This window comes from Pilimelia columellifera subsp. columellifera (genome assembly GCF_039532605.1).
Classification (GTDB): Bacteria; Actinomycetota; Actinomycetes; order Mycobacteriales; family Micromonosporaceae; genus Pilimelia; species Pilimelia columellifera.
On sequence record NZ_BAAARY010000007.1, the window covers coordinates 132,491 to 155,563 of the forward strand.

The 23,073-nt window shown below is 72.1% G+C and carries 24 protein-coding genes; 8 read left to right on the forward strand and 16 right to left on the reverse strand.

Translation table 11 applies throughout. The annotated features are described in order from the left end of the window. Positions 1 to 9: 9 nt before the first annotated feature. The 3 genes from ABD287_RS10195 to ABD287_RS10205 all read right to left on the reverse strand — a co-directional run bounded on the left by ABD287_RS10195 (position 10) and on the right by ABD287_RS10205 (position 2,934). Complete coding sequence (locus ABD287_RS10195; RefSeq protein ID WP_344171585.1) at positions 10 to 957, reverse strand: hypothetical protein; 948 nt, start codon at positions 955 to 957, stop codon at positions 10 to 12. Between the two features lie 941 nt (positions 958 to 1,898). Then, complete coding sequence (locus tag ABD287_RS10200; protein ID WP_344171587.1) at positions 1,899 to 2,054, reverse strand: hypothetical protein; 156 nt, start codon at positions 2,052 to 2,054, stop codon at positions 1,899 to 1,901. Between the two features lie 202 nt (positions 2,055 to 2,256). After that, on the reverse strand, positions 2,257 to 2,934 hold the full coding sequence (locus ABD287_RS10205) for a SanA/YdcF family protein (protein ID WP_344171589.1): 678 nt from the start codon (positions 2,932 to 2,934) through the stop codon (positions 2,257 to 2,259). A gap of 154 nt (positions 2,935 to 3,088) precedes the next feature. On the opposite strand from ABD287_RS10205, the gene ABD287_RS10210 reads away from it, so the two are divergent. Further along, complete coding sequence (locus ABD287_RS10210) at positions 3,089 to 3,535, forward strand: response regulator (protein WP_344171591.1); 447 nt, start codon at positions 3,089 to 3,091, stop codon at positions 3,533 to 3,535. A gap of 60 nt (positions 3,536 to 3,595) precedes the next feature. Here the strand turns inward: ABD287_RS10210 and ABD287_RS10215 are convergent, their stop codons facing one another. Genes ABD287_RS10215 through ABD287_RS10225 form a run of 3 tightly spaced genes read right to left on the reverse strand, consistent with a single transcriptional unit; the run spans position 3,596 to position 4,589 of the window. Beyond that, on the reverse strand, positions 3,596 to 3,856 hold the full coding sequence (locus tag ABD287_RS10215) for a DUF4235 domain-containing protein (RefSeq protein ID WP_344171669.1): 261 nt from the start codon (positions 3,854 to 3,856) through the stop codon (positions 3,596 to 3,598). A gap of 11 nt (positions 3,857 to 3,867) precedes the next feature. Beyond that, entirely contained in the window at positions 3,868 to 4,164 is a 297-nt protein-coding gene (locus tag ABD287_RS10220; protein WP_344171593.1) for a DUF3618 domain-containing protein, read from the reverse strand. After that, positions 4,161 to 4,589, reverse strand: coding sequence for a phage holin family protein (locus ABD287_RS10225; protein ID WP_344171671.1), 429 nt, complete (start codon positions 4,587 to 4,589; stop codon positions 4,161 to 4,163). Before ABD287_RS10225 ends, ABD287_RS10220 begins: the two co-directional genes overlap by 4 nt. Before the next feature lie 223 nt (positions 4,590 to 4,812). Between ABD287_RS10225 and ABD287_RS10230 the strand changes: the two genes are divergently transcribed. Further along, a complete protein-coding gene (locus tag ABD287_RS10230) occupies positions 4,813 to 5,133 on the forward strand; it encodes a hypothetical protein (RefSeq protein ID WP_344171595.1) in 321 nt (106 codons plus the stop codon). Positions 5,134 to 5,137: 4 nt separating this feature from the next. On the opposite strand, the gene ABD287_RS10235 is transcribed toward ABD287_RS10230, so the two are convergent. From ABD287_RS10235 to sigK, 4 genes are all read right to left on the reverse strand, one after another. Beyond that, positions 5,138 to 6,625 (reverse strand): molybdopterin-dependent oxidoreductase, encoded by a 1,488-nt coding sequence (locus tag ABD287_RS10235; protein WP_344171597.1) that lies wholly within the window; start codon positions 6,623 to 6,625, stop codon positions 5,138 to 5,140. Between the two features lie 2 nt (positions 6,626 to 6,627). Further along, entirely contained in the window at positions 6,628 to 7,245 is a 618-nt protein-coding gene (locus tag ABD287_RS10240) for a fasciclin domain-containing protein (RefSeq protein WP_344171599.1), read from the reverse strand. 94 nt (positions 7,246 to 7,339) lie between these two features. Continuing rightward, positions 7,340 to 8,095 carry an anti-sigma factor gene (locus tag ABD287_RS10245; RefSeq protein ID WP_344171601.1) on the reverse strand — a complete coding sequence of 252 codons (756 nt, stop codon included), beginning with the start codon at positions 8,093 to 8,095 and terminating at the stop codon, positions 7,340 to 7,342. After that, positions 8,092 to 8,682 carry an ECF RNA polymerase sigma factor SigK gene (gene sigK / locus ABD287_RS10250; RefSeq protein WP_344171603.1) on the reverse strand — a complete coding sequence of 197 codons (591 nt, stop codon included), beginning with the start codon at positions 8,680 to 8,682 and terminating at the stop codon, positions 8,092 to 8,094. The genes ABD287_RS10245 and sigK overlap by 4 nt, the downstream gene beginning before the upstream one ends. Before the next feature lie 192 nt (positions 8,683 to 8,874). On the opposite strand from sigK, the gene ABD287_RS10255 reads away from it, so the two are divergent. Continuing rightward, entirely contained in the window at positions 8,875 to 10,647 is a 1,773-nt protein-coding gene (locus tag ABD287_RS10255; protein WP_344171605.1) for a S8 family serine peptidase, read from the forward strand. Positions 10,648 to 10,707: 60 nt separating this feature from the next. After that, the gene (locus ABD287_RS10260; protein WP_344171607.1) at positions 10,708 to 13,236 is read left to right on the forward strand and encodes a putative bifunctional diguanylate cyclase/phosphodiesterase; all 2,529 of its coding nucleotides are present in this window, start codon (positions 10,708 to 10,710) and stop codon (positions 13,234 to 13,236) included. A gap of 19 nt (positions 13,237 to 13,255) precedes the next feature. On the opposite strand, the gene ABD287_RS10265 is transcribed toward ABD287_RS10260, so the two are convergent. Next, positions 13,256 to 13,570 carry a hypothetical protein gene (locus ABD287_RS10265; protein ID WP_344171609.1) on the reverse strand — a complete coding sequence of 105 codons (315 nt, stop codon included), beginning with the start codon at positions 13,568 to 13,570 and terminating at the stop codon, positions 13,256 to 13,258. Positions 13,571 to 13,929: 359 nt separating this feature from the next. Between ABD287_RS10265 and ABD287_RS10270 the strand changes: the two genes are divergently transcribed. Further along, a complete protein-coding gene (locus ABD287_RS10270; RefSeq protein WP_344171611.1) occupies positions 13,930 to 15,174 on the forward strand; it encodes a glycosyltransferase in 1,245 nt (414 codons plus the stop codon). Between the two features lie 58 nt (positions 15,175 to 15,232). Beyond that, positions 15,233 to 15,670 (forward strand): hypothetical protein, encoded by a 438-nt coding sequence (locus ABD287_RS10275; protein WP_344171613.1) that lies wholly within the window; start codon positions 15,233 to 15,235, stop codon positions 15,668 to 15,670. A gap of 4 nt (positions 15,671 to 15,674) precedes the next feature. Here the strand turns inward: ABD287_RS10275 and ABD287_RS10280 are convergent, their stop codons facing one another. The 5 genes from ABD287_RS10280 to ABD287_RS10300 form a co-directional block, all read right to left on the reverse strand. After that, positions 15,675 to 15,971 carry a cold-shock protein gene (locus ABD287_RS10280; protein ID WP_344171615.1) on the reverse strand — a complete coding sequence of 99 codons (297 nt, stop codon included), beginning with the start codon at positions 15,969 to 15,971 and terminating at the stop codon, positions 15,675 to 15,677. 14 nt (positions 15,972 to 15,985) lie between these two features. After that, the gene (locus ABD287_RS10285) at positions 15,986 to 16,495 is read right to left on the reverse strand and encodes a mycothiol transferase (protein ID WP_344171617.1); all 510 of its coding nucleotides are present in this window, start codon (positions 16,493 to 16,495) and stop codon (positions 15,986 to 15,988) included. Positions 16,496 to 16,615: 120 nt separating this feature from the next. After that, positions 16,616 to 17,203 (reverse strand): DedA family protein, encoded by a 588-nt coding sequence (locus ABD287_RS10290; RefSeq protein ID WP_344171619.1) that lies wholly within the window; start codon positions 17,201 to 17,203, stop codon positions 16,616 to 16,618. Between the two features lie 26 nt (positions 17,204 to 17,229). Next, positions 17,230 to 17,694, reverse strand: coding sequence for a hypothetical protein (locus ABD287_RS10295; protein WP_344171621.1), 465 nt, complete (start codon positions 17,692 to 17,694; stop codon positions 17,230 to 17,232). Positions 17,695 to 17,806: 112 nt separating this feature from the next. Next, a complete protein-coding gene (locus ABD287_RS10300; RefSeq protein WP_344171623.1) occupies positions 17,807 to 19,186 on the reverse strand; it encodes an NADP-dependent succinic semialdehyde dehydrogenase in 1,380 nt (459 codons plus the stop codon). 136 nt (positions 19,187 to 19,322) lie between these two features. On the opposite strand from ABD287_RS10300, the gene ABD287_RS10305 reads away from it, so the two are divergent. Both ABD287_RS10305 and ABD287_RS10310 read left to right on the forward strand, forming a co-directional pair. Next, entirely contained in the window at positions 19,323 to 20,669 is a 1,347-nt protein-coding gene (locus ABD287_RS10305; RefSeq protein ID WP_344171625.1) for a glycoside hydrolase family protein, read from the forward strand. A gap of 153 nt (positions 20,670 to 20,822) precedes the next feature. Then, complete coding sequence (locus tag ABD287_RS10310) at positions 20,823 to 23,027, forward strand: acyltransferase family protein (protein ID WP_344171627.1); 2,205 nt, start codon at positions 20,823 to 20,825, stop codon at positions 23,025 to 23,027. Positions 23,028 to 23,073 lie beyond the last annotated feature (46 nt).

Genomic DNA, 23,073 nt, shown 5'->3' on the forward strand with positions numbered 1-23,073 from the left:
ACGACGATGTCAGCGACGGGTGTCGAAGGTGATGTCGAACAGGGTCGCCGGGATGCCGGTTCCCTTCACCTCGAAGGTCTGCGCGCCGCCCAGGGTCACGCCCTCGGAACCGACGAGCCACTGCATGTCGTCGCCGCTGGTGTAGTCGTACTCGTCGGCGACTGGGTCGATGCAGTCCGCGACGCCGGTCCCATCGAGGTTGAAGGTGCCCGCGGACATGATCGGGTAAGGGGTTTCGCCAGCGAGCTCGCCCATGATCTTTCCGGTGAGCTGACCGCACTGCGCGGCGGCCACGTCGGCGTCCTCGTGCGAGAACTGCACCGAACAGACGAAGTAGCCCGCATCCTGGCGGCCCCGGATGACTGAGCAGTTGGCCAGCCGGCGCTCGTCACCCCGCGCCTGCTTGCTGAACGTGTAGGTCCAGGAGTTGTAGCTGGTCATGCCGGCGAGGGTGGCGACCACGGCGGTGCCGTAGGCGCCGCCCGTGACGCAGTTGATCTGCGCGCCGTTGGCGCCGTGGATCGGCGAGAACGACCAGGTCGAGCCGCTACCGGGGTTGGCGGCACGCATTTCGTCGAACAGCGTGTCGAGGTCGTTGCGGCAGACTTCGTTGAGGGTGAGAACCTGCGGCTTGAGCTTCTTGATGAGCCGGACGGTGCCCTTGACGGACGCGCCGCCCTTCTCGTAGCAGTCCTTGTCGTAGCCGCTGCCGCACAGGTTGACCTGGAGCGCCGACGCATCCTCCACACGGGGCGTGGCGGCATCGGGGCGCAGCGGGCCAGCCACCGCGGTGATCGGCGTCGCGACCGTGACCGCAGCGTCGGCAGGGGCAGCGGAGGCGGCGCCCGCGCCGAGGGAGGCGCTGACCACGGCGAGCAGAACCGCGGACGTCCGGGCGATGTTCCTGCTGCTTCGCGACGCGCCGGCGAGAGCTCGGGTCAAACCAGGTGAGGGCATGTTCGTGTCCTTCGCACAGGGGGCAATTGAGATGATCGGTCGGGCCACAACAGGTGATCGGATCAGTCGGATGCGACCCAGACGCCACCAACCCTAAATGGACTCAGCGATCGCTGTCTATGTAAACGGGGCGTTCAATTCCACACATCTGGAGGATCCAACGATGCGCGGCGGCCATCTACGACGAACGGGGATCGAAGTACCATCAAATGCAATGTATATACACAGCGGACCACTGGCTGAATCTGGGCAACTTGAACCACCCAACGGCCCCGCCCTTGGGCCGGGGAGGATGCCGACGGAACGTCAGCCCACAGGTCGGCGCCGGCCTTGCGCAGCTCATCACGGGCGTCGGGGTGGGCGGCATGGTCGACGAGATGCTGGGCCTGAGTGTCGGAGTGGCGCCCGTCGCGGGGTCCAGGGCGCCGACGCGGTCGAGGGCGAGGACGCCGTCGCTGACCATCTCGGACCAGATCCGCAGGTCCCGGCGCTCGTGAAGGGCGGGCAGAGTGACGTCGGGGGCGACCGCCCGCGGCGGAGGATCGTCCACTTCGACCAGATAGTCGACGGAGACGGCCTCCACCAACGCGTCGGCGCGTCGCCTCGATCGCGGCAGGCAGGATGTTCACCTCGATGCCGACGCTGACTGTGCCGCCCGCGGGCGGCACAGGTGTGCAGCAGCAGACGCCGGGGCGGTCCGGGATGACGCGCTGGACGTTGAGCGGGTGCAGGCGGTACTCGGCCACTGCCTCGTCGAGATACGTAAGCACCCGGTGTGGCGTGGTTGCCGGCGGCGAACACGCGCGGGTTGCCCGCTCTGGGGAGACAGTCAGCATGCCGCCATCCTGGCGCGCCGCCGGTTCCTAGGAGCAGCGATTCCTAGGAGCGGCAGTCGGCGTCACGCCACGCGCATTCGTGGCACACCCTGGCCGGACGGGGCGTTATCCCCCGTGGCCGCTGCTGTGGACAACGCTCATGGCGAAGTCATCGCCGCCGTCGTCATCGTCGTCGTCATCGCCCCCACCGCCGCTGCCGCAGCCAAGCGCGGCCAACGCGAGCACGGCCGCCACGGCCCAGGTAATCCGACGGTTCCGCATCGCAACCTCCAGTTTGTCGCCGGTCCCGGCCGGCCCAACGCCAGCCACGCGGATTCCGACGCTCGGTCAGGCTGCCCAGCCCGACGCCCCCACCCTGCCCCAGCAACGGCCTCCGAGCCAGCATCTCAAGGTGAACGTCCCACTTCAGGCGACTTCCTGCCGTCGTGACAAGGCAGCCTGCGAGAGGCGACGGTCGAGAGCGCTAACCGGCGACGGCGTCGTCCAGGGCTGGCTCCCGCCTGCCCAGGTGGGCCGGATCGCGGCCGGTCAGGACGTCGATCGCGGCCTTGACGGCCGCGCCGTACTCGCGAAGCTGCGCGCGACGCCACTGCGGGACGAACTGACGAGAAGTGTCGTCGCCAACGCCCACTGCGCTGAGCCCGGCGTCGCGGCACAGCGTGACCGCCCGTTCGAGGTGGTACGACTGGGTGACGACGATAAGGTCCCGGGCCCCGAAGATCCGCCTGGCCCGCTGGCAGGAGTCGTAGGTGTCGAACCCGGCATGGTCCTGGACGACCCGGCTCGCCGGCACGCCGCGCGCGGTCAGCCAGGCCGCCATCGCGCCCGGCTCGTCGTAACTCCACTGCCCGTGGTCGCCCGACACGAGAACCGCCCTGACCTTGCCGCTGGCGAACAACTGACGAGCGATCTCCAACCGGGCGGCCAGGAAACCGGACGGAGTTCCATCGGGGTACACCTGCGCGCCCAGCACCAGAACCACCGGGGCCGCCGGCACGGACGACACGGTGTGAACATGGGGGCGGGCGCCGGCGCGAATCCAGGCGTTGGCGGCGAACACGGCGGCGCCGCCAAGCAACGAGACAGCGACGACCGCGAGCGCCCCCCGGCGCAGCCGACGTGCGAGCTTAGAGCCATCCATCCCGTCAAGAGTGCCATCCGACGGCCACCTGTGCGGCAGGGCGACCGGCCGTGCCCCGCTGACCTGCGCGGCATCCGCTGGCCGGGTGTAGGGTTCGGACACCACAACACCGTCCCGGCCGCTTGCGGATCAGGGCGAGAGAGCGACGGTTCCCGTGCCCAACTCGGCTGCCCTCCAGGTTCTGGTGATCGAGGATGATCTGTCTGATCTCGCGCTCATCGAGGGCGCGTTCGAGAGCTGTGAGCAGCCGTCGCAGCTCCACCACGTCGCGGACGGGGTCGAGGCGATGGAGTACCTGCACGGGAAGGGCGCGCACGAGGACGCGGCCCGGCCGGACCTCATGCTTCTCGATCTGAACATGCCCCGGATGGACGGCCGCGAGGTCCTGGCCCGGGTCAAGAGCGATGAGCTGCTGCGCACCATCCCGATCGTGGTGTTCACCACCTCGGCCGAGGACCGGGACGTCACCGGCGCATACCAGGCCCATGCGAACGCGTATGTGACCAAGCCGATCGATCTGGTCGCGTTCGAGTCGTCGATCGCCGAGATCCGTTCGTTCTTCGGGGACACCATCAGCCGCAGCGACCTGACCCTGCTGTGAGCCGACGGCCTCGGGTCGTGCCCGACCTGAGGCCCGTCCCGTGGCGTCACAGCCGGCGGGTCAGCCGGGCCAACGCCCGGTGAGCCGCTGCACGGCGGTCGCTCCCCCACGGTCCACCGCGGCCTTGACGACCGCAAAGATCGCCCCCTGCACGGTGGCGGCGGCGAGCACCTCGCCCCAGCCCCGTTTCTCGTCGGTGGCGTGGGGCGCCTCGTCGCGCCCGCCAGCCACCCGCCACACCTGCTTGAAGATCGCTCCGGCGATGAGGCCGGCGCCCACGCCGAGCACCAGGCCAACCGGCTTGTACGCCATGGTTCGCATTGACACGCCGGTCACCGCCGGCGCGAGCCGATGACGATGAGCGCTACGACGGCTGCCGCCGCCAACGCGCCACCGATCCAGGGCTGCGGTCGACGACGGGCGTCCTCACGCATCCGGGTTACCGCCTGGCCGACCTGGACGGCCTTCTCGCTGGCGGTGTGGCTCACCCGGTCCATGGTCTGGCTCGCCGACCGGGACAGCCGTTCGCGGACGTCCGCTTTGGCGGCCAGCGCCTCCACGGTGTCGCCGAGGTTGGCCCTGGTCGCCGCGATCTCCTCACGGAGGCCGGTGATGTCTGTGGTCGTCATTTGGCATGCCCTTCTCGTACGGCCGTCTTGACCATGTCGATGTCAGCGCGCAAGCCGCTGAGCGCGTCGTGTGGTACCGGCGATGACGCCCGCCGGAGCTGGCTTCGGCCGACCGCGACCAGAACACCGGCCAACAGGAACAGGCCCGCGGCGACGATGAGCGCGGCGAGCCAGAGCGCCAGACCGCCGGCGGCGACGCCAAGCACGGCGGCCGCGACCAGTGTTCCCAGCCCGTAGAGGGCGATCGCCCCGGCGCCGCCGAACAGGCCGGCGCCCACTCCCGCGGGCTTGGCCTTCGCCAGGATCTCTGCCTTGGCCAGGGCCAGCTCATCGCGCACCAGCAGGGACAGCTGGTCGGTGGCTCGGGAGATGAGCTCGGCGGTGCTCAGTTCCCGGGTGTCGTGCTCCGTGATGAGGTTCGCCATCGCCGTTTCCTTCCGCGTCACGGTTCGCAGCTTCGCTGACGTGACTTGGTATGCCCAGCTCGACGCTGGCCTAACCTCCCGCCGATGTCCGGAACACCCGTTCCGCAGCTGATCCCGATGGCGGACGGGGACTTACGGCTGAATCTCGGGGGCCGATGACCCGCTTGTCCGGCTGTCGCACTCACCTACAGACTTGGTGACAGTCTGTTATCAGGGAGTATTGATGTTTCCTCCACAGGCAATTGCCTGGAGCGCCGCACGCGCGTTCGTCACCGCCACCGAGACCGGCGCCCACCTCCTCTGGATGAGCGACCAGATCCGACAGCTTCTGGGCCCGGATTACCAGCGGGCGCTCGCCCAGACCCGACATCGGGTGGTCAACCCACGCAGCTACGACGCCCGGCTCACCGAGGCCGACTCGTGGCGGATCCGGATCGAGCGGGCGTTGGAACGCCGCCCCCACATTCACCCAGCGTTACGGGAGTTGGTCGCCGAGGCCGACAGCAGGCTCTCCTCGGCCTGCCCGGGCTGGCTCCAGACCTGATCGTTCAGGTGACCGTGACCACAACGGTGTGCCACCCGGTCGCGCCGTCCGGGAACGGCCGGGCCCGCGCCGCGGTCTGTGCGTCGCCGCGGGCGTCGACGGCCTGGACGCGCAACGTGTGACTGCCGGGGCTGGCTGCCCAAGGCAACCGCCACTGGACCCAGGTGTCGATCGAGGGAACGGGCAGCAGCTCCGCTTCCTGCCACGGACCCTGATCGATCTGGACCCGCACGGCGCTGATCCCCCGACGCTGCGCCCAGGCCACCCCGGCGATCGTCGTCGGACCGGCCGCCAACCGGGCGAACGGGGCAGGACGATCGATCCGCGAGGCTGTTTTCACCGGCGCCTGCGCGGCCCAGTCACGCTTGACCCAGTAGGCGTCCACCTCGGCGAACGTGGTCACCTCCAGCTCCGTCACCCACTTGCAGGCGCCGACGTAGCCGTACACGCCGGGTGTGATCATGCGAGCGGGGAAGCCGTTGGCGAACGGCAGCGCCTCGCCGTTCATCGCCACCGCGAGCAGCGCGTCCCGCCCATCGAGGATGGTCGTGAGCGGCGTCCCGATGGTCATCCCTTCGGTAGAGCGCGTGATGAGCTGGTCGGCGCCGGCCAGGACCCCCGCCTCGCGCAGCAACGCCGCGACCGGGACCCCCAACCACCTGGCGGTGCCGACGTACGGGCCGCCGACCTCGTTGGACACGCAGTTGAGGGTGATGTCGCGCTCGGTCAGCGGGCGGCCGAGCAGCTCGGCGAAGGTCAGCTCGCGGGGGCGGCCGACCATGCCGGTGATCCGCAGGCGCCACCGTTCGGGATCGAGACGGGGCACGGTCAGCGCGGTGTCGACCCGGTAGAAGTCCGCGTTCGCGGTATGGAAGCCCGGGCCGACGCCCGCCGGCAACGGGCGGGCCGGGTCAGCGGGCGCCGGCAGCCGGACGGCCGCGCGAAGCCGTTCGGCGGCCTGCCGCCCGGTGCTGCGCAGTGTTGCGGCCAAGCCGCCGGTCGCCACCGCCACGCCGCCGACAGCCGCGGCCGCGACGAGGAACTGGCGCCGACGCGGATCAGGCGGCGGGCGCAAAGGGCGCAGCGCCAGCGTGAGCGCGACGCCAGCGACGACGGCGGCCAGCGCCGAGGGCGCCGGATCCGTCCAGCGGGCGTCCGGGCGGGACGCCGCCGCCCCGGCGGCCACCAGCCCGAACAGGACCACCGCCGCGTACCCGAGCTGGTGACGCCGCGCTGCCAGCATTCCCGCCGCCGCCGCGTAGCCGACGACGACCAGTCCGATCCCGGACAGCAGCAGCGGCTTGTCCCACATCCCGAAGGTCGCGACCGCCCACTCCTTGACCGGCGTGGGAGTGGCGTCGATGACAGCGCCGCCGACCGCGACCACCGGCCCGGACTGCGGCCTGCTCAGCGCCGCGACCAGCTCGCCGACCGCCAGGCCGGCGGCCGCCGCGAGAACTCCCGCGACGGCCGGCCGGTGATCTCGGCGCATGCTCACGCCTTCGGCATCAGGACGCTGTCAACGATGTAGACGGTCGCGTTGGCGGTCTGCACGTTGCCGCAGACGACCCCCGACGCGCCGTTGACCGTGAACGATTCGCCGCTGCCGGCGACGGTGATCGCGCCGCCTTCAAGGGTGGTGTGAGTTCCGGCGAGCTGCTCGGGAGCCAGCCGCTGCGGCACCACGTGGTAGGTCAGGATCTTGGTGAGCTGCGCCTTGTCCGCCAGGACCTTGTCCAGCGTCGCGGCCGGGATCTTGCCGAACGCGTCGTTGGTCGGCGCGAAGACCGTGACCGCCGGGGCGGTGTTGAGCGAGTCGACGAGCTGGGCCTTGGTCACCGCGGTAACCAACGTCTTGAGGACCGGGTTGTTGGAGGCTGCGGTCGCCACCGGGTCGTCGGCCATGCCGGCGAAGCTGCCCGGGTTGGACGGATCCGCGGGAACGGCGGAACAGGCCGCCCCGAACTGGGCTGCCGTCGGGCTCGCCGGGGCCGTCGTGGCCGTCGCCGAGCCGCCGGTGTCGCTGGTGGACTCGTTGGTCGAGTCGCAGGCCGCTACCGAGGCGGCGACGACGGCGAACGTGGCGATGGCGGCGAAACGGGTAGCACGCATGACGATAAGTCCTCTCAGATGACGGAAGATCCGTACGCCTGGTGCTTCGTTGCCATCAGCCGAGCGGATGGGAGCTTTCTCGGATCTTTTTTGGTCAGAGCCCGAGCGTGATCGCGGTGTCCATGTTGGGCGAGACCGATCCTCCGGCCGGCTCGACTGTCACCCCGAGGGCGTTCGCGCCACGGAGTCCGGTGACCGTGTGCCGGAAGCTCGTCAGACCGTCGGGGACGACGCCGGCCGAGACGGGCTGGTCGCCCATGACCCAGAGCTGGTAGGTGTGACCGGGCGGCGGCGCCGGCAGTTTGTCGAGCATGGCCACCCCGGTGTTGTGGCTCGGGGAGTAGACGACCGACACGTGACCGCCTGCGGGGGCGTTCCGGCCCCGCAGCACGGCGTCCGGGGCGTTGAGGATCGCGGCCATCCGGGACGCCTCGGCCTGGGCGGCCACGGCGTCGGCGCGGGCGGCCTCGGCCACCGCGCGTTGTTCCCGGACCCGCTGCTCGCCGAGCAGGAAGCTGACCCCGCCCACCGCCGCCGCGAAGATCGCGGCGGCCGCGGCGACGGTCGTGAGCCGACGCCAACGGACGAGTTCGGCCGGCGCGCGTCGCTCCGGGCGGCCAGGGCCTACCTGCCGGGTCTGCCGGATCTCGGCGAGTACCTGCTGGCGCAGCCGGGGCGGCGGGACGGAGAAACTGGCCTCGCCGATTCGGGCGGCTGTCTCGCGTAGCTCCCGCACCTCCAGGGCGCAGGTCTCGCAGTCGGCGAGGTGACGGTCGAACGCCGCCCGCTCGATGTCGGTGAGGGCGTGTAGCGCGTAGGCGCCGGCCAGCCCGTGAATGTCAGTGTTCACTGGCCTACCCCCAGACAGTCGCGCAGGCGGATGAGGCCGTCGCGCATCCGAGTCTTGACCGTCGGAAGGCCGGCGTCCAGCAGCTGGGCGACCTCCCGGTAGGTATGGCCCTGGTAGTAGGCCAAGGTGATCGCCTCCCGTTGCAGCGCTGTCAGCCCGCCCAGACAGGCGCGGACGCGCTCCTGTTCGAGCCGGGTCGCGGCCGCGTCGGCGACCTCGTCGTACTCGCGTTCGACGCTGGCCATGGCGACCCGCCGGGCCCGATCGGCGCCGGCCTGCTCCGAGCGCACCCGGTCGACCGCCCGCCGGTGCGCCATCGTGAAGATCCAGGCGGTGGCGGAGCCTCTGCCCGGGTCGTATCTGGCGGCGGTGCGCCAGATCTCCACCAGAACCTCCTGGGTGACCTCCTCGGCCTGCGCCGGGTCGCGCAGCACCCGGCGGATCAGCCCGAAGACCCGGGCGGCGACGAGGTTGTAGAGCCGGTTGAAGGACTCTTCGTCGCCACGGGCGACGCGCTGGAGCAACAACTCGGGCGTTTCCGAGTTGTCGCCTTCCGGTAGCGCGGGCCCAGGGTCCCCATGCGTCATGACCCGTAGCCTGCCGCTTCGCTTCTGCTGTGCCACGCAGGTGCTTCGGCGCGGCGTGCCTTCCGGATGGGCGCGCCGCGCGCCGCGTCTTCCGCCCTGTTGGCCGACATAGGTCGCGCAACGGCAAGCCGATACTGAAAGCACACGAGTAACTACTATCAGTAGTTGCAACTCTGGGTACCGGGAGGCGCGATGAACGTCAGGCCCAGCCGACCAGGACGACGCCGAGCAGCCACGCTGGCCATCGCCCTGATCGCCGCCACTGTGCCAGCCGCCATCGCGCCCGCGACCGCCGCGGCCGGCGCCGCGGCCGAACCGTCCGTATCGGTCATCGTCCGCCACGACGGCAGCGCACGGGCCGACGCCGCGGTGGCGCGCGCCGGCGGCGTGGTCACCGCCCGGCTGCGGTCCCTCGACGCGCTGGTGGTCCGGGCGCCGCACGACACGCTGAGCAGCCTGCGGAACGCCCCGGGCGTGCTCGCCGTTACCGCCGACAGGGCGCTGAAACCCCACAACACCGCCAGCGGCGTGGGCGTGGGCGTGGGCAACACGATGAGTCAGCTCGCCGCCAGCACCGGCGCCCGCGGCGCCTGGCGACAGGGCGTCACCGGCGCCGGCGTCGGTGTCGCGCTCATCGACACCGGCGTCGTGCCAGTCGCCGGACTGACCAGCCCAGGCAAGATCATTAATGGTCCGGACCTGTCCTTCGAATCGCAGACCGACGACCGACGCCACCTTGACACCTACGGTCACGGCACCCACCTGGCCGGCATCATCGCCGGCCGCGACGCCGGGGCCCCAGCCGACACGGGCGCCTTCGCCGGCGTCGCCCCCGGCGCGCACGTCATCAACGTCAAAGTCGGCAGCTTCGACGGCGCCGCCGACGTCTCCCAGGTGATCGCGGCTATCGACTGGGTGGTGGCGCACCGCGACGACCCACGGCTCAACATCCGGGTGCTCAACCTGGCCTTCGGCACCGATGGCGCCCAGGACCCGCGCCTGGACCCGCTCTCCTACGCCGTCGACGTCGCCTGGCGGCACGGCATCGTGGTGACCGTCGCGGTCGGCAACCAGGGCGCCCGTCGGCCGGTCGGTATGCCGGCGGCGAACCCACGGGTGCTGGCCGTCGGCGCCGTCGACAACCACGGAACCGTGACCACCCGCGACGACACCGTCGCCCCGTTCAGCGCCAGCGGCGCCCGGTCCCGCTCGGCGGACATCCACGCCCCGGGCGTCCGGGTGGTGTCGTTGCGGGACGCCGGCTCGTTCCTCGACCTGGCCTTTCCGCAGGGGCGCCATGACGACCGCTTCTTCCGCGGCAGCGGCACCTCGCAGGCGACCGCGTTCGTCTCCGGCGCCGCGGCCCTGCTGCTCCAGAAGCGACCGGATCTCACCCCCGACCAGATCAAGGCGCTGCTGACCCGCTCTGACACCGCGGTGCGGGGCGTGCTGGCGGCCAGCCGCGGCGCCGGGCAGCTCGACATCGCCGCCGCGCTGCGGCGCCTGGACCGGGGCGCCGTCACCGGCGACAGCGCCCCCGCCGGCTGGGAAGCCACCGGGCTGGGCTCGCTGGACGCGTCGCGGGGCACCCATCGCCTGGTCGATCCGGCATCCGGGGTCGTCCTCTCGGGCGAACAGGACATTTTTGGGCAGACCTGGAATCCGCAAGTCTGGGCAGCGGCCGCGAATCAGGGCCAAGCTTGGACGGATGGGGCGTGGAACAACTCCACCTGGACGGGCTCAGGCTGGACCGGCACCTCCTGGGGCGGGACCTCCTGGGGCGGCACCTCCTGGGGCGGCACCTCGTGGGGCGGCACCTCCTGGGGCGGCACCTCCTGGGGCGGCACCTCCTGGGGCGGCACCTCCTGGGGCGGGACCTCCTGGGGCGGCACCTCCTGGGGCGGCACCTCCTGGGGCGGCACCTCCTGGGGCGGCACCTCCTGGGGCGGGGCGTCCTGGGGCTGATCCCCTGCCGGTGACCGAGGCGGTGTCCGCTTGGTGACTCGCCGAGGAGACCGGTTGGACATGACAGGAACGCCCGACGCCGAACGCCGCGCCCCGTGGTGGCGGCGCCCCGAGGCACGGGTCGGCGCGCTCAGCCTCTCGCTCGGCGCGCTGACCGCGCTGGTCGCCGGCTGGCTCGTCATCCGGCACGGGACGCCGACGCCGGACTGGCCGTGGCTGGTGGCCCTGGTGGCGCTTTTCGCCGTGACCGAAGGTTTCGTGGTGCACCTGCGGGTGCGCCGGGGCAGTCACGCGATGAGCGTCAGCGAGATCCCGCTGGTGCTGGCCCTGGCCCATCTCGACCCGGTGACGTTGGTCCTGGCACGGGTCGTCGGCGGCGCGGTCGGACTGTTCTTCGTTCGTGGCCAGCGCGGCCTCAAGCTCGGCTTCAACGTGGCGCTGTGGGGCGTGCAGTCGATGGTGGCCGCGTTGACGTTCCACGCCCTGGGCGGCGCTGGCGTCCCGGACTCGCTCCAGGACTGGCTGGCCGTCTACGCCGCCGTCCTGCTGGCTGACACTGTCGCGGCGGTCCTGGTCACCGCGGCGATCAGCCTCCACGACGACCCGAGCGAGTGGCGACGGCTGCCGCTGGCGCTGCGGGGCGAGCCGTTCGTCCTGGTCACCACGACGGTGGCGATCATCAGCGCGATCGGGGTCGAGCAGACGCCGTGGACGTTGGTGCTGCTCGGGGTGGTGTCGGTCATCCTCTACCTGGCCTACCGAGCGCTCATCACCCAGCAGCAGGGCCACGCGCAGGTCGACGAGCTGTACAGCTTCACCCGGGCGCTGGACGGCTCCGCCGATACCCGGTCGCTGATCCGGGTGGTGCTCGAACGCGCCCGCGACCAGATGCGTGGCGCCCAGGCCCAGCTCATCGTCCCGCAGATCGACGAGCACCGACCGAGCCGGACCCGGCTGAGCGAGCAGGACCGGCTCGTGGACACCCTGTTGGCGATCGGGCCGGCGGACCAGTGGTGGACGCCCGCGCTGACCGGCGCCGCGGTGCTGCGCAGCTCCGACAGCGGCGGGGAGGGGCCGCGCGACGGCATGGCGGTGCCGGTGCCGTTGGCGGACGTCACCGGGGTGCTGTTGGTGACGGACAGCCTGCCCGACATCGGCGGCTATACCCCCGAACACCTCCGGCTGTTCGAGGCCCTGGCCAACCACGCGAGCGTCGCCCTGGCCCGGGCCCACCTCGTCGACCGGCTCCGCCGGGAGGCCGAGGAGAAGGAGCACCTGGCGCTGCACGACCCGTTGACCGGGCTGCCGAACCGCCGGCACTTTCTCATGCTGCTGGAGGCCGCTTTGGACGCGGCCCGGCACGACGACAACGGCCCGGCGGTGCTGCTGCTGGACCTGGACCGGTTCAAGGAGGTCAACGACGCCCTCGGGCACGACACCGGCGACGCGGTGCTGCGCGAGGTCGCCGCCCGGCTCCAGCAGGCCGTGGCCGACCAGGGGCAGGTGGCGCGGCTGGGCGGGGACGAGTTCGCGGTGCTGCTGCGCCGGGTCCGCACCGTCGTCGAGGCGGTGGAGTTGGGCAGCGCGCTCGCCCGGGAGCTGGAGCGGCCGGTGCAGCGGGGGCCGCTGTCGCTCAACGCCCGGGCCAGCATCGGCATCGCGGTGGCGCCCATCCACGGCGACGACCCGCAGACGCTGCTGGGCCGGGCCGATGTCGCCATGTACGCGGCCAAGGCCACCCACACCGGGCTACGGGTGTATCTGCCCGAGGACGACAAGAACACGCCGGACCGGCTGGCCCTCATCACCGACCTGCGGGACGCCATCGACCGACGCGAGCTGCTGGTGGTCTTCCAGCCGAAGCTCGACCCGCACACCGGTCAGGTCACCGGCGCCGAGGCGCTGGCCCGCTGGCACCACCCGACGCACGGCAACATCCCGCCAGACCAGTTCATCCCGCTGGCCGAGCACTCCGGGCTCATCCGGCCGCTGACCCTGCATGTGCTGGAAGTGGCGTTGCGGCGCTGTGCGGCGTGGCGCCGCAACGGCCATGACCTGCATGTTGCGGTGAACCTGTCGCCGAACAGCCTGCTCGACCCGACGCTGCCGGAGGTGGTCTCACGCCTGCTCCAGCAGACCAACGTGCCCCCGAGCGGGTTGACCCTGGAACTCACCGAAACATCGATCATGACCAACCCGGTGGCCGCCAAGGAGGTCCTCGACCAGCTGCACGCCCTGGGCGTGCGACTGTCCATCGACGATTTCGGAACCGGCTACTCGTCGCTGGGTCGGCTCCGGGAGCTTCCCATCCACGAAGTCAAGATCGATAAGTCGTTCGTGCTGCGGATCGCGGTGGACCACCGGGACCGGGCGGTCGTCCGCTCCGCGGTGCAGCTGGGGCACGCGCTGGGCCTGGACGTCGTCGCCGAGGGCGTTGAGGACCAGGACACCTACGGCTACCTCGTCCGGGAGGGCTGCAACATTCTCCAGGGGTACTTCATCTCCCGGCCGATGCCGCCGGACGAGTTCGCCGGCTGGCTGGCCGGACACAGCGCCCCCAACGTCATCCGCGGCCGCTTCACCGCCTGAATCACCCCGGGCGGGGCCCTCAGGCCGGGGGTCGGTCCCCTGCCATCGCCGACCAGGCCATCGTCACGGCGATGACGATGAACACCAGCGCGAGGCGCCCGGCGGTGGTGGTGAAGGCGTTGACGACACCCCGACGCAGGCCGGGCAGCGACTTCCTGGTGACGCGGTAGTCGTTGCGCGCCCGGCGCAGGATCGCGTGCGCGAACCCCAGGCCATAGGCGCTGAAAAGCGCCAGAACGACCAGCAGGATCGTCGTCCCGGACAGGTCGGCAGCGGCCGCGAGCGCGTGCTGTGCTCCGGTATCGGCGTGGGTTCCGGTATCGGCGGTGGCCATCGTCACATTGTCCTAACTCGACCAGACCCTGGCTAGGCCTCTGGCCGTTCGATCGTCGACTATCCGGTTCACGGCCACCTGCCCGATTCGCGATGGTCCGGGGTCGGCCGGGCGCGCGCTCGCCCGTCCACGCGGTGGACTGCGCCCACGACGCCAGCGGACGAGGATGAAGCCAGACCGCGGCACGAGGCCGTCAGCCAGGCGCCGCCCGGGCGTCACGCCACCAGACATAACGAGCGGAGACGACGCTGCGCACCCCATCAGCGGACCGGACGGCGCTGCCCGCCATCCGTCAGGCGGTCACCCTGGCCGGCCTGACGCCGCTGTTCGTCCTGCTCACCGTCCTCGCGCCCCTGGTCGTGGGCGCTCCGGCGCTGCTGGGCTACCCGTACGCGATGCTCGCCGGCGCCACCGGGCTGCTCTACCTGGCGTACGGCCGGTACGAGGACCCGTCCCGGCACGAGCGGCGCGGCCCGCCGGCCGGCGCCCACACGTTCCCGGCGCTGCCGTCGTTCCCTGTCGTCAGCCTGCTCACCGTCGCCGGCTCGGACGACGACGCGGCCGTGACGGCGGTGGCCGCGCTCGCCGCCACCGACCACAGCCCCGCCGAAATCATCGTGGTGGCCACCGGTCCGAGCGCCGACGGCCTCGACGAGCTGGCCCGCACCCTGCCGATCACCGTGCTGCGTCTGCCCGGCGCGGGCCCGCACGACGCGCTGCGGCACGCCGCCGAACACGCCACCGGTGAGGTGCTCGCCTTCGTCGCCGAAGGCACGCTCGCCGCCCCGGACGCGGTGCGCCGGTGTCTGCGCGCGCTGCACCGTCACCCTGAGCTGGGCGCGGTCACCGCGCACCTGCGCGCCCGCAACGCCGAGGTGAACCCGCTCACCCGTGCCCAGGACGCGTGGCTGGAGGCCCGCTGCCGGATCAACATCGGGGCCGAGGCGGCTATCGGCGCCGTGGTCGAGCTGCCAGCCGGCCTGGCGGTCTGCCGACGCGAGGCCGTCTGGCCGTGCCTGCCGGCATGGCGGCCGGGGCGGTCGCTGGCCGCGCTGCTCGTCGGGCAGCCGTGGCTGGGGCCCACACCGCGCTCCCCGGACGAGCCCCGCGACGGGACGTCGGCAGCGGGGCGGGCGTGGCAGGTCGGCTACGTCTCGTCGGCCCGCGCCTACGTGCCGGTGCCGACGACCGTCGGTGGGCTCCTCACCCGATCGCTCGACGGTTTCGGCAATACCGTCCGCTCAGCGGCCTTTACCGGGCGCTTCGCCTGGCGCCAGGGCCCGCTGCCGGCGCTGCTGCACTACGGACGCTCGACCACCGCCGTGACCGCCCCGGTGGCGGCCGGCTGGTACCTCGTCGCCACCCCGGCGCTGGGCTGGTGGGTCGGGACCGTCCTGTTCCTCGGCAGCGCCCTGGTCAGCGGCATCGCCTACGGGCTGGCGACCGGGACGGAACGGCCATTCGCGGCGGCGTGGGCGTACCAGCCGGCCGGCCGGGTGCTCGGGACGATGATGCACGCGGCGCTCCCGGCGTACGCGCTGGCCCGCGCCGCCGGGGCGCTGGTGGGACTGGCACGACGACCACCCCGCCCCGCCGCGCCGTAGCTCCGCTCGTCGTCGCGCTGCCACACTGGCGTGCAGTCGGACACGCTAGTTTGCTGGGATGAAACTCGATGACGTGGCGAAGCGAGACGGCTGGCGATGCTGGGTGTGCGATGAGGCGGTCGACGCCGGCATGTCGGTGAACGACCCACGTGGCCCCAGTATCGACAGTCGCACCGCCGACAAGAAGGCCAAGGTCATCGAGCGGCTCGCGCACCGCGCCTGTAACACCCGCAAGGGCGCCGTCAAGGTGGTCATCGCCTGGCCTGACCGCCTGCATGTGGTGGAGCCCGCGCCGTTGATCGCCGTTGCTGAGCGGCTGGAACGCAAGGGTGGCCGCGAACTGGTCGCCCGCTGTGCGAACAGGAAGGACGCGCAGGAGGCGGCGGACTGGCTGGTCGACCGGTTCTCCCGGCTGGCGCCCGGGCTGCCGGTGACCGCGAGCGTCGACACCGGCGGCGGGCAGTTTCTCGTCGCTCTGGCGACCGGACGCCGCTGACCAATCAGTTATCGAATGTCAGGGTCAGCGAGCTGCGATAGCCGGCCGAGCCGTCCGGAGTTGGGGGCTGGTCGGGCGGCTCGACGCCTCCCGTCCAGACTTTCACCGCCCGATAGGCGAACCCGTCCTGACTGAACGCCTCGGCACGGAACGTCACCTGCTGGCCCTGGCTCAGCTCCCGATACCCGTCCATGGCGATGGCGGAGAAGTGCGCCCAGCACCCGCCGGGGACCTCCGGGCCGTCAATGACGCCCCACCCCCGCTCGGCGTGGAAGACGCGGACGGTGCCAAGGCTCGCCATCGGTCCATTCTGGTCTACTCGCCGACCGGACCGCCAGCGATCTCGACGACGATGTCCAGCTGCCCGGCGTGACGGGCGTGCTCCTGTAGCAGGTGGAACAGCACCCGTTCCAGCGTCGCCGGAGGCGCCCCCTCCCACCTCGGGCCGGCAGCCCCGACGGCGGTCAGCTCGTTGCTCGCGACCACCGCTGCGGTATGCGCGCCCTGGGCGCGCAGCGCCGTCACCAGCGCGTCGCATGACTCGTCGGGCGTGACGTGCCACCGGTCCTCGCGCCGGTCTCCCCACGGTTCGCCGACCGTGCCGCCCTGGAATCCCCACTCGATCCACCGCAGCTCGACGTATCGAAGGTGTTTGAGCAGCTCAAGTGGCGTCCATCCCGACGGGAGGCGGCTGCGGCGACGCTCATCGTCGGGCAGCGCGAGCACCTTGGCGATGGCTGTCTCGCGGAAGTAGTCGAGGTACCTCAGGAACACCTCGGTCCGCTCTGACGCTGGGTCCGTCGGCGCGGGAAACGGCATCGTCATTTCGCTATTATCCGACGGGGCTGGTTCGTGCCGGTAGCCGCCGCCGGTACCCATCTCCGAGCCCACGAACGCGGCTTCGGGGTGCCATCGACACGCCGGCGGTGGTAGGCGCGCAGGGTCCTATGGGCGGCGGCGCGGCCGGGAACGTCGCAGGCTCAGCGCCACGCCGACAGTAACCGCGAGCGCCACCGCCAACGCCACCGCGGCCCAGACGTTTCCGGGGAGGACCGCGTGTCCGAGGAAGCCGACGGCGGCGCCGTATCCGGTCCACAACACCGCCCCGACGCACGAGAGCGGGAGGTACCGGCGGACCGGATAGCGCAGGAGGCCAGCGGAGATCCCCACCGCGGCGGTGCCTCCCGGGATGAAGCGGCCGGTCACCACGAGGCCAGGACCCCACGATCGTTCCTGGCGGCGGAGCCAGCCGAGCGCGACCTGACGCCGGCCGGGGCCGGGCGGCAGCCCGCGACGGACGCGCGACCGGCGGCGTTGACGGGCGCCGGCGCCGATGGCGCGTCCCAGCGAGTACGCCGCCAGGTCGCCCAGGGTCGCCCCGACCGCCACGGTGAGGCAGACCCAGCCCAGGTCCAGCTCACGGGCGGCGGCCAGGCCCATCGCGGCGACGAGCGCGCCTTCGCTGGGCAGCGGCGGGAAGACCGCCGACCCGGCGATCGAGGCGGCGATGCCCACGTAGACCCAAGGCGACATGGCGGGGCGGCGTCAGCTCTGCTGGATCAACGCAGGACCAGCTGCGTTTCGCCGATACAACGGTTCCGCTCGGCGGCCAGCTCGGCGGCGGCGACGGCGCGTCCGGCGCACAGGCGCAACGACGGCGCGAACCCGCCGCGCATCAGGCTGACGCGCTCGTTGAACGTCGTTCCCCTGCGGCAGGTGCTGACGATGGTCCGCCACACCAGCTCGTCGGCCGGGCCGTCGCCGCTGACCTGGACGATTCCACAGGTGTTGCGGTTACGCAGGTTGATTGTCCCTTCGACGGCGATCGGTGGCGGCGGGTTCTCCGGGATGCCCATCATGGACTCGTAGGAGCCGGCGAGTGTGGCCGCCGACGAGCGGGTCCCGATTTCGAATTTGTGCTCATAGGCGGCTGACGCGGGCGAGGCCACGGCGACGGCGCTGACGACGCCGATGGCGGAGGTGGTGAGGGCGCCGGCGACGCGGCGCGTGATGTTGGTTCGCATGCCGGTGATCAAACGGGCCGAGGACGGGGCGGTCAACGACCGTCCAGGCAGGGCGTGGTGGACGTTCAGCCGCACGGGTGATTGACCTCCTGGGTGATGTGGAACACAGCCGTCAGCGACCCGCCCACACGGTGGTGAGGTTGCAGAACTCGCGGATGCCGTGCGCGCCGAGCTCCCGGCCGTAGCCGGAGTTCTTCACCCCACCGAACGGCAGCTGCGGGAAGGATGTGGTCATGCCGTTGACGAAGACCGCGCCGGCGTCCAGTTCGGCGGCGAAACGGTCCTGTTCGGCGGGATCGGTGGTCCACACGCTCGCGCCGAGGCCGAAGGCGCTGGCGTTGGCCAACGCCAGCGCCTCGGCGTCCGAGTGGACCCGGTGCACCGCGGCGACCGGCCCGAACACCTCCTCCGACCACAACCGCATCGTCGGCGTCACGTCGGTGAGCACCGTCGGCGGGTAGAACCAGCCGGGCCCGCCGGGCGTGACGGCGCCACAGTGGGCGATGGCTCCGTGGGCGAGCGCGTCGGCGACCTGGGCGGCGACCTCGGCGCGGCCGGAGGCTGTGGCCAGCGGGCCGATCTGGGTGGCCTCGTCCGCCGGGTCCCCCATCCGCAGCGCCCGCATGCCGGCCACGAACGCCGCCAGAAACGGCTCGTGCACGTCGGCGTGGACGATGAAGCGCTTGGCGGCGATGCAGGACTGGCCGTTGTTCTGACAGCGCGACGTGACGGCGGTACGTGCCGCGCGGTCGAGGTCAGCCGACGGCATGACCACGAACGGGTCGCTGCCGCCAAGCTCGAGCACAGTCTTCTTGAGATGACGGCCGGCGAACGCCGCGACCGACCGGCCGGCGGTCTCGCTGCCGGTGAGGGTCGCGGCGCGGACGCGTGGGTCGGCCAGGATGCCCTCGACAGCATCGGCGCCGACGAGCAGGGTCTGGAACGCCCCGGCGGGGAACCCGGCGCGGGTGAACAGCCCGCCCAGGTACAGGGCCGTCGCCGGCACATTGGAGGCATGTTTGAGCAGCCCGGTGTTGCCGGCCATGAGGGCGGGGGCGGCGAAGCGGATGACCTGCCACAGTGGAAAGTTCCAGGGCATGACGGCCAGGACCGGGCCGAGCGGCCGGTAGCGGGCGTAGGCGGCGACGGCCCCGACCTCCGACGGGTCCGGCAGCGGCTCGTCGGCCAGGTAGCTGGCCGCGTGGTCGGCGTAGTGACGGCAGGCGATGGCACATTTGGCGGCTTCGGCGCGCGCGGCGGCGAGGGGTTTGCCCATCTCCAGTGTCATGGTGGCGGCGATGTCGTCGCGTTCGGCGTCGAGGAGGTCCGCAGCGGCGCGGAGCCAGCGGGCGCGTTCGACGTAACCGGTGGCGCGCAGACGGGTGAAGGCGGCGGCGGAGGCGGCCAGCGCCGCTTCGACCTGTTCGGCGGTCAGGTGGTCGTAGCGGCGGATCAGCTCGCCGGTGGCCGGGTCGACGGTGGCTATGCTCACCGCCCCACCCTGCCAGTTTCGGCCGCCGGCCGCTGGCGGGGGTGGGTGTGGGCGGCCGGGGGCGGATACGCCGACCCACAGCCGTAAACTGGCGTAAAACCGGACATGTTATCCAATAAAGGCCGGGAGATCGCCGATGACCTCAGCAGCCACCGCCGCCCCGCCGGCGACCCGCGCGGCCGGCACCGCCACCGTCCACCCGCCCGCCTCCGACCAGGACCGACGTCCGGTCCGACGCCCCGCCGCCGCCGACCGCGCCGTCGCCTTCCTCGACCACATGCTCGACGGCAACGGCGCCACCCACGCCCTGCGACTGCCGCAGTCCTACGCCGATCAGATGGGACTGCACGCCACCGCCTTCACCTACGATGCCGCCATCGCCGTTCTGGCGTACCTGAGCCACCCCACCCGCTCCGCCCGGGCCCGGGCCCGACTCATCGGCGACGCGCTGCTCTACGCCCAGCGGCACGACCCCGACTTCGAGGACGGGCGGCTGCGGCAGGCGTACACGGTCGGGACCTTCGCCGTCGGCGGGGTGACCCAGGCGCACGGCTTCATCCGCCCCGACGGGACCGTCAACACCGACGGTCCGTTCGACTTCCGCTCCTCCCACACCGGCGACCTGGCCTGGGCCGGCATCGCCCTGGCCGCACTCGGTCGGCGCACCGGGCAACGGCGCTACACCGCCGGGGCAGCCCGGCTGGGCGCCTGGGTGGTGCGGCACTGCCGCTCGTCCGGCCCGCTCGGCGGCTTCCGGGCCGGGGTGGACGGCAGCGGGCGAACCCTGCCCGCGCTGTCCACCGCGCACAACGCCGGCCTCATCGCCCTGTTCGGGGCGCTGGCCGCCGCGACCGGGGACATCGCCTGGGCCCGGCAGCGCTCGCACGCCGGCCGTTTCGTGAGCCGGATGTGGCGGGAAACCGACCGCTGCTTCTCCACAGTCTCCGCCGACGGCGAGGATGTCGACCGTGGGCCAGCCACCCTTGAGGCGCAGCTGCACCCGTGGCTGGCGTCGGTGCGGCTGCGGGCCCGGCCGGCGCTGCGGTTCGTGCACAACGCGCTGACGGTCACCGACTCCGCCGACCGCCCGAACAGCACGCTGCCGCCCGGCGCCAGGATCACCGGCGCGACCTTCAGCACCGCGAGCCGGACCGTCGGCGCCGCGGGCGGGGACGCGCTGCCCACCCCGGACCCGTACGCGGTGTGGTTCGAGGGGACCGCGCAGCACGCCTGCGCCGCCCGCCGCGACCCCACCGACCCGCAACGTTGGGCGGCCCTGGTGACGACCCTGGCCGAGGCCCAGGACCGGCTCGGCGACGGCCAGACCGTCGGCGGCCAGGCGTTGCCGCGTGGCAGCGGGCTCGTCGCGGCGTCCAGCCCGCTGCCGGCAGGGGTCTCCGAGTCGGGGTACTTCCCGGTCCGGCACGTGGCCACCACCGCCTGGCATGTGCTGGCGTACCACGGAGTGAACCCGCTTCAGTGAACCGGACCGCGGCCGAATGAATCTGGCAGCTAGACAGAAACTTCCATGGCACGTTATCTACCAATCTTTCAGACGGACGGCTGTCGTGTGCCTGCGGTACCGTTGCCCGCGATCCCCCATCGCCCACTGCTGACGAGACGGTTTGCGCCTCCGATGACATCTCCGACGACCTCGCCGGACGTTCCTCCCTGCCCGGCGGGCGCCGCCGCGCGCCCGCTCCCCCAGCGCGCCCACGAGGCCGCCCCGATCGCCCCTGAAGCCCCCGCGCCGCCCGCCCGCCGGGCGCTGCGCGGCGACATCGAAGGGCTGCGCGCCATCGCAGTCCTGCTCGTGGTGCTCTCGCACGCCGGCGTCACCAGCCTGGCCGGGGGATTCGTCGGCGTCGATGTCTTCTTCGTCATCTCCGGCTACGTCATCACAGCCGGCCTGCTGCGTGAGGCCGCCCGCACCGGCACAGTGTCATTGCGGACGTTCTACGCGCGCCGGGCCGTACGGCTCATCCCGGCCGCCGCGCCGGTGCTCGTCGCGGTCCTCGTGGGGGCCTGGCTGCTCACGCCGCTACGCGCCGTCCAGACCGCCTGGGACGTCATCGCCAGCTCGGTCTACCTCATCAACCTGCGGCTGGCGCAGACCGGAACCGACTACTTCGCCGCCGGCGAGCCGCCCTCGCCGGTGCAGCACTTCTGGTCGCTGGCCGTCGAGGAGCAGTTCTACCTGCTCTGGCCGCTGCTGCTCCTCCTGCTCCTGCGTCGTAGTCGCCGCGACGCTACCGACGGGCTGCCCCGCCGACGCATCCTCACCTGGGTCGCGGTCATCGCGGTGGCGTCGCTGGCGCTGTCGGTGTGGCTGTCGGCCCGGCACCTGGCCTGGGCCTACTTCGGCAGTCCGACCCGCGTCTGGGAGCTGGCGGCCGGGGCGCTGCTGGCCACGGCGACCGTGCGGATGCCGACCCGGGCGCGCCTGCCGCTGGCCGTCGCCGGGCTCGGCGCGATCGCCGCCGCCGCGCTCGCCTTCGACGAACGCACCGTCTTCCCCGGTTACGCCGCGCTGCTGCCGGTGGCGGGAACCGTCGCGGTCATCGCCGCCGGCGCCGGTGGGTCGGCCGGGCTCACCGACCGACTGCTGGGCAGCGCCCCGGCGCGGTTGCTCGGCAAGCTGTCGTACTCCTGGTACCTGTGGCACTGGCCGGCGCTGGTCTTCGGGGCAGCCCTGCTGGGCCGGGCGCCCCACCTGGTGGAGAGCCTGGGCTTCGTGACGGTGGCGTTGGGCCTGGCCGCCGCCTCACACCACTGGCTGGAGAACCCGGTCCGGCACCGGCCGACGCTGCGCCACAGCCCGCGCCGGGGCCTGGCGCTGGGCGGGTCGCTGTCGGCCGCGACAGCGGCGGTCGCGGTGCTGGCCACGCTGATCACTCCGACGGTCGCCGGGCGCACCAGCGCCGACGATCCGACCGAGCTGGTAGCCGAGGCGCCATCGCCGCAGCGACGCCTCACCCAACTGCTCGCCGCCAGCGCCGCCCGCCCGGTGGTCCCGGCGAACCTGACGCCGCCGCTGGTCACCGCGCTGGAGAACAAGCCCACGTTCTACCGCGACGGCTGCCACGAACTGGACGACCCAGCACGAAACGCCCGAAAGTGCCGGTACGGGGCCCCCGACGGCGCCAGGACCGTCGTGCTGCTCGGCGACTCGCACGCCGGACACTGGTTCCCGGCGCTGAACACCATCGCCGTCGAACGAGGTTGGCGCCTCATCGTGTTCGTGCGCAACGAGTGCTCGGCCGCCTCGGTCACCGTCTTCGGGTTCAGCGACCGGCGGCTGCTGCCGGAGTGCACCCGGTGGCGCAAGGGAGCGCTGGAGCAGATCCGCAAGCTGGCGCCGGACCTCATCGTCACCTCGTCGATCGGATCGTCGACCACCGCGGCGGACGGCGGGCCCGACAACGACCAGGTCTGGGTGCGGGGGTGGCTCGCCTCGCTGGAGAAGATCAAGGCCAAGGGCGCGCGGGTCGCGTACATCAACACCACCCCGCACCTGCGCGAGGACCTGCTGCCCTGTCTGGCCGCGAACCTCGACAACGCCGCCCCATGCCAGCGGTCGCAGGCCGAGGCGGTGCCGCTGCCGGACCGGCGCCGGGCCGTCGCCGGCGCGCTGGCCGCCGCCGGGGCGTCGGTCATCGAGCCGACGCCGTGGCTGTGCACGAAGGCGACCTGTCCGGCGCTGGTCGGCAACACCCTGGTCTACCGGGACAACACCCACCTGACCACCCATTACTCGACCCTGCTCACCCCGATGCTCGCCGCCAGACTCGACAAGATCATGAAAGCGCGGACCCAGCCCGTCCAGGCGCACGGCGTCTGAGCCCGGCGCAACAGCCAGCGTCCACGGCGCCCGCGTCAACGGGCCC

Coding starts and splice junctions, on each gene's coding strand:
- ABD287_RS10205 (WP_344171589.1), bottom strand. CDS start 2,934: ATGGATGGCTCTAAGCTCGCACGTCGGCTGCGCCGGGGGGCGCTCGCG.
- sigK (WP_344171603.1), bottom strand. CDS start 8,682: ATGACGCATGGGGACCCTGGGCCCGCGCTACCGGAAGGCGACAACTCG.
- ABD287_RS10290 (WP_344171619.1), bottom strand. CDS start 17,203: ATGTCGCCTTGGGTCTACGTGGGCATCGCCGCCTCGATCGCCGGGTCG.
- ABD287_RS10265 (WP_344171609.1), bottom strand. CDS start 13,570: ATGGCCACCGCCGATACCGGAACCCACGCCGATACCGGAGCACAGCAC.
- ABD287_RS10275 (WP_344171613.1), top strand. CDS start 15,233: ATGAAACTCGATGACGTGGCGAAGCGAGACGGCTGGCGATGCTGGGTG.
- ABD287_RS10295 (WP_344171621.1), bottom strand. CDS start 17,694: ATGCGAACCAACATCACGCGCCGCGTCGCCGGCGCCCTCACCACCTCC.
- ABD287_RS10260 (WP_344171607.1), top strand. CDS start 10,708: ATGACAGGAACGCCCGACGCCGAACGCCGCGCCCCGTGGTGGCGGCGC.
- ABD287_RS10255 (WP_344171605.1), top strand. CDS start 8,875: ATGAACGTCAGGCCCAGCCGACCAGGACGACGCCGAGCAGCCACGCTG.
- ABD287_RS10220 (WP_344171593.1), bottom strand. CDS start 4,164: ATGACGACCACAGACATCACCGGCCTCCGTGAGGAGATCGCGGCGACC.
- ABD287_RS10215 (WP_344171669.1), bottom strand. CDS start 3,856: ATGCGAACCATGGCGTACAAGCCGGTTGGCCTGGTGCTCGGCGTGGGC.
- ABD287_RS10225 (WP_344171671.1), bottom strand. CDS start 4,589: ATGGCGAACCTCATCACGGAGCACGACACCCGGGAACTGAGCACCGCC.
- ABD287_RS10195 (WP_344171585.1), bottom strand. CDS start 957: ATGCCCTCACCTGGTTTGACCCGAGCTCTCGCCGGCGCGTCGCGAAGC.
- ABD287_RS10240 (WP_344171599.1), bottom strand. CDS start 7,245: ATGCGTGCTACCCGTTTCGCCGCCATCGCCACGTTCGCCGTCGTCGCC.
- ABD287_RS10230 (WP_344171595.1), top strand. CDS start 4,813: ATGTTTCCTCCACAGGCAATTGCCTGGAGCGCCGCACGCGCGTTCGTC.
- ABD287_RS10280 (WP_344171615.1), bottom strand. CDS start 15,971: ATGGCGAGCCTTGGCACCGTCCGCGTCTTCCACGCCGAGCGGGGGTGG.
- ABD287_RS10235 (WP_344171597.1), bottom strand. CDS start 6,625: ATGCGCCGAGATCACCGGCCGGCCGTCGCGGGAGTTCTCGCGGCGGCC.
- ABD287_RS10305 (WP_344171625.1), top strand. CDS start 19,323: ATGACCTCAGCAGCCACCGCCGCCCCGCCGGCGACCCGCGCGGCCGGC.
- ABD287_RS10285 (WP_344171617.1), bottom strand. CDS start 16,495: ATGACGATGCCGTTTCCCGCGCCGACGGACCCAGCGTCAGAGCGGACC.
- ABD287_RS10200 (WP_344171587.1), bottom strand. CDS start 2,054: ATGCGGAACCGTCGGATTACCTGGGCCGTGGCGGCCGTGCTCGCGTTG.
- ABD287_RS10310 (WP_344171627.1), top strand. CDS start 20,823: ATGACATCTCCGACGACCTCGCCGGACGTTCCTCCCTGCCCGGCGGGC.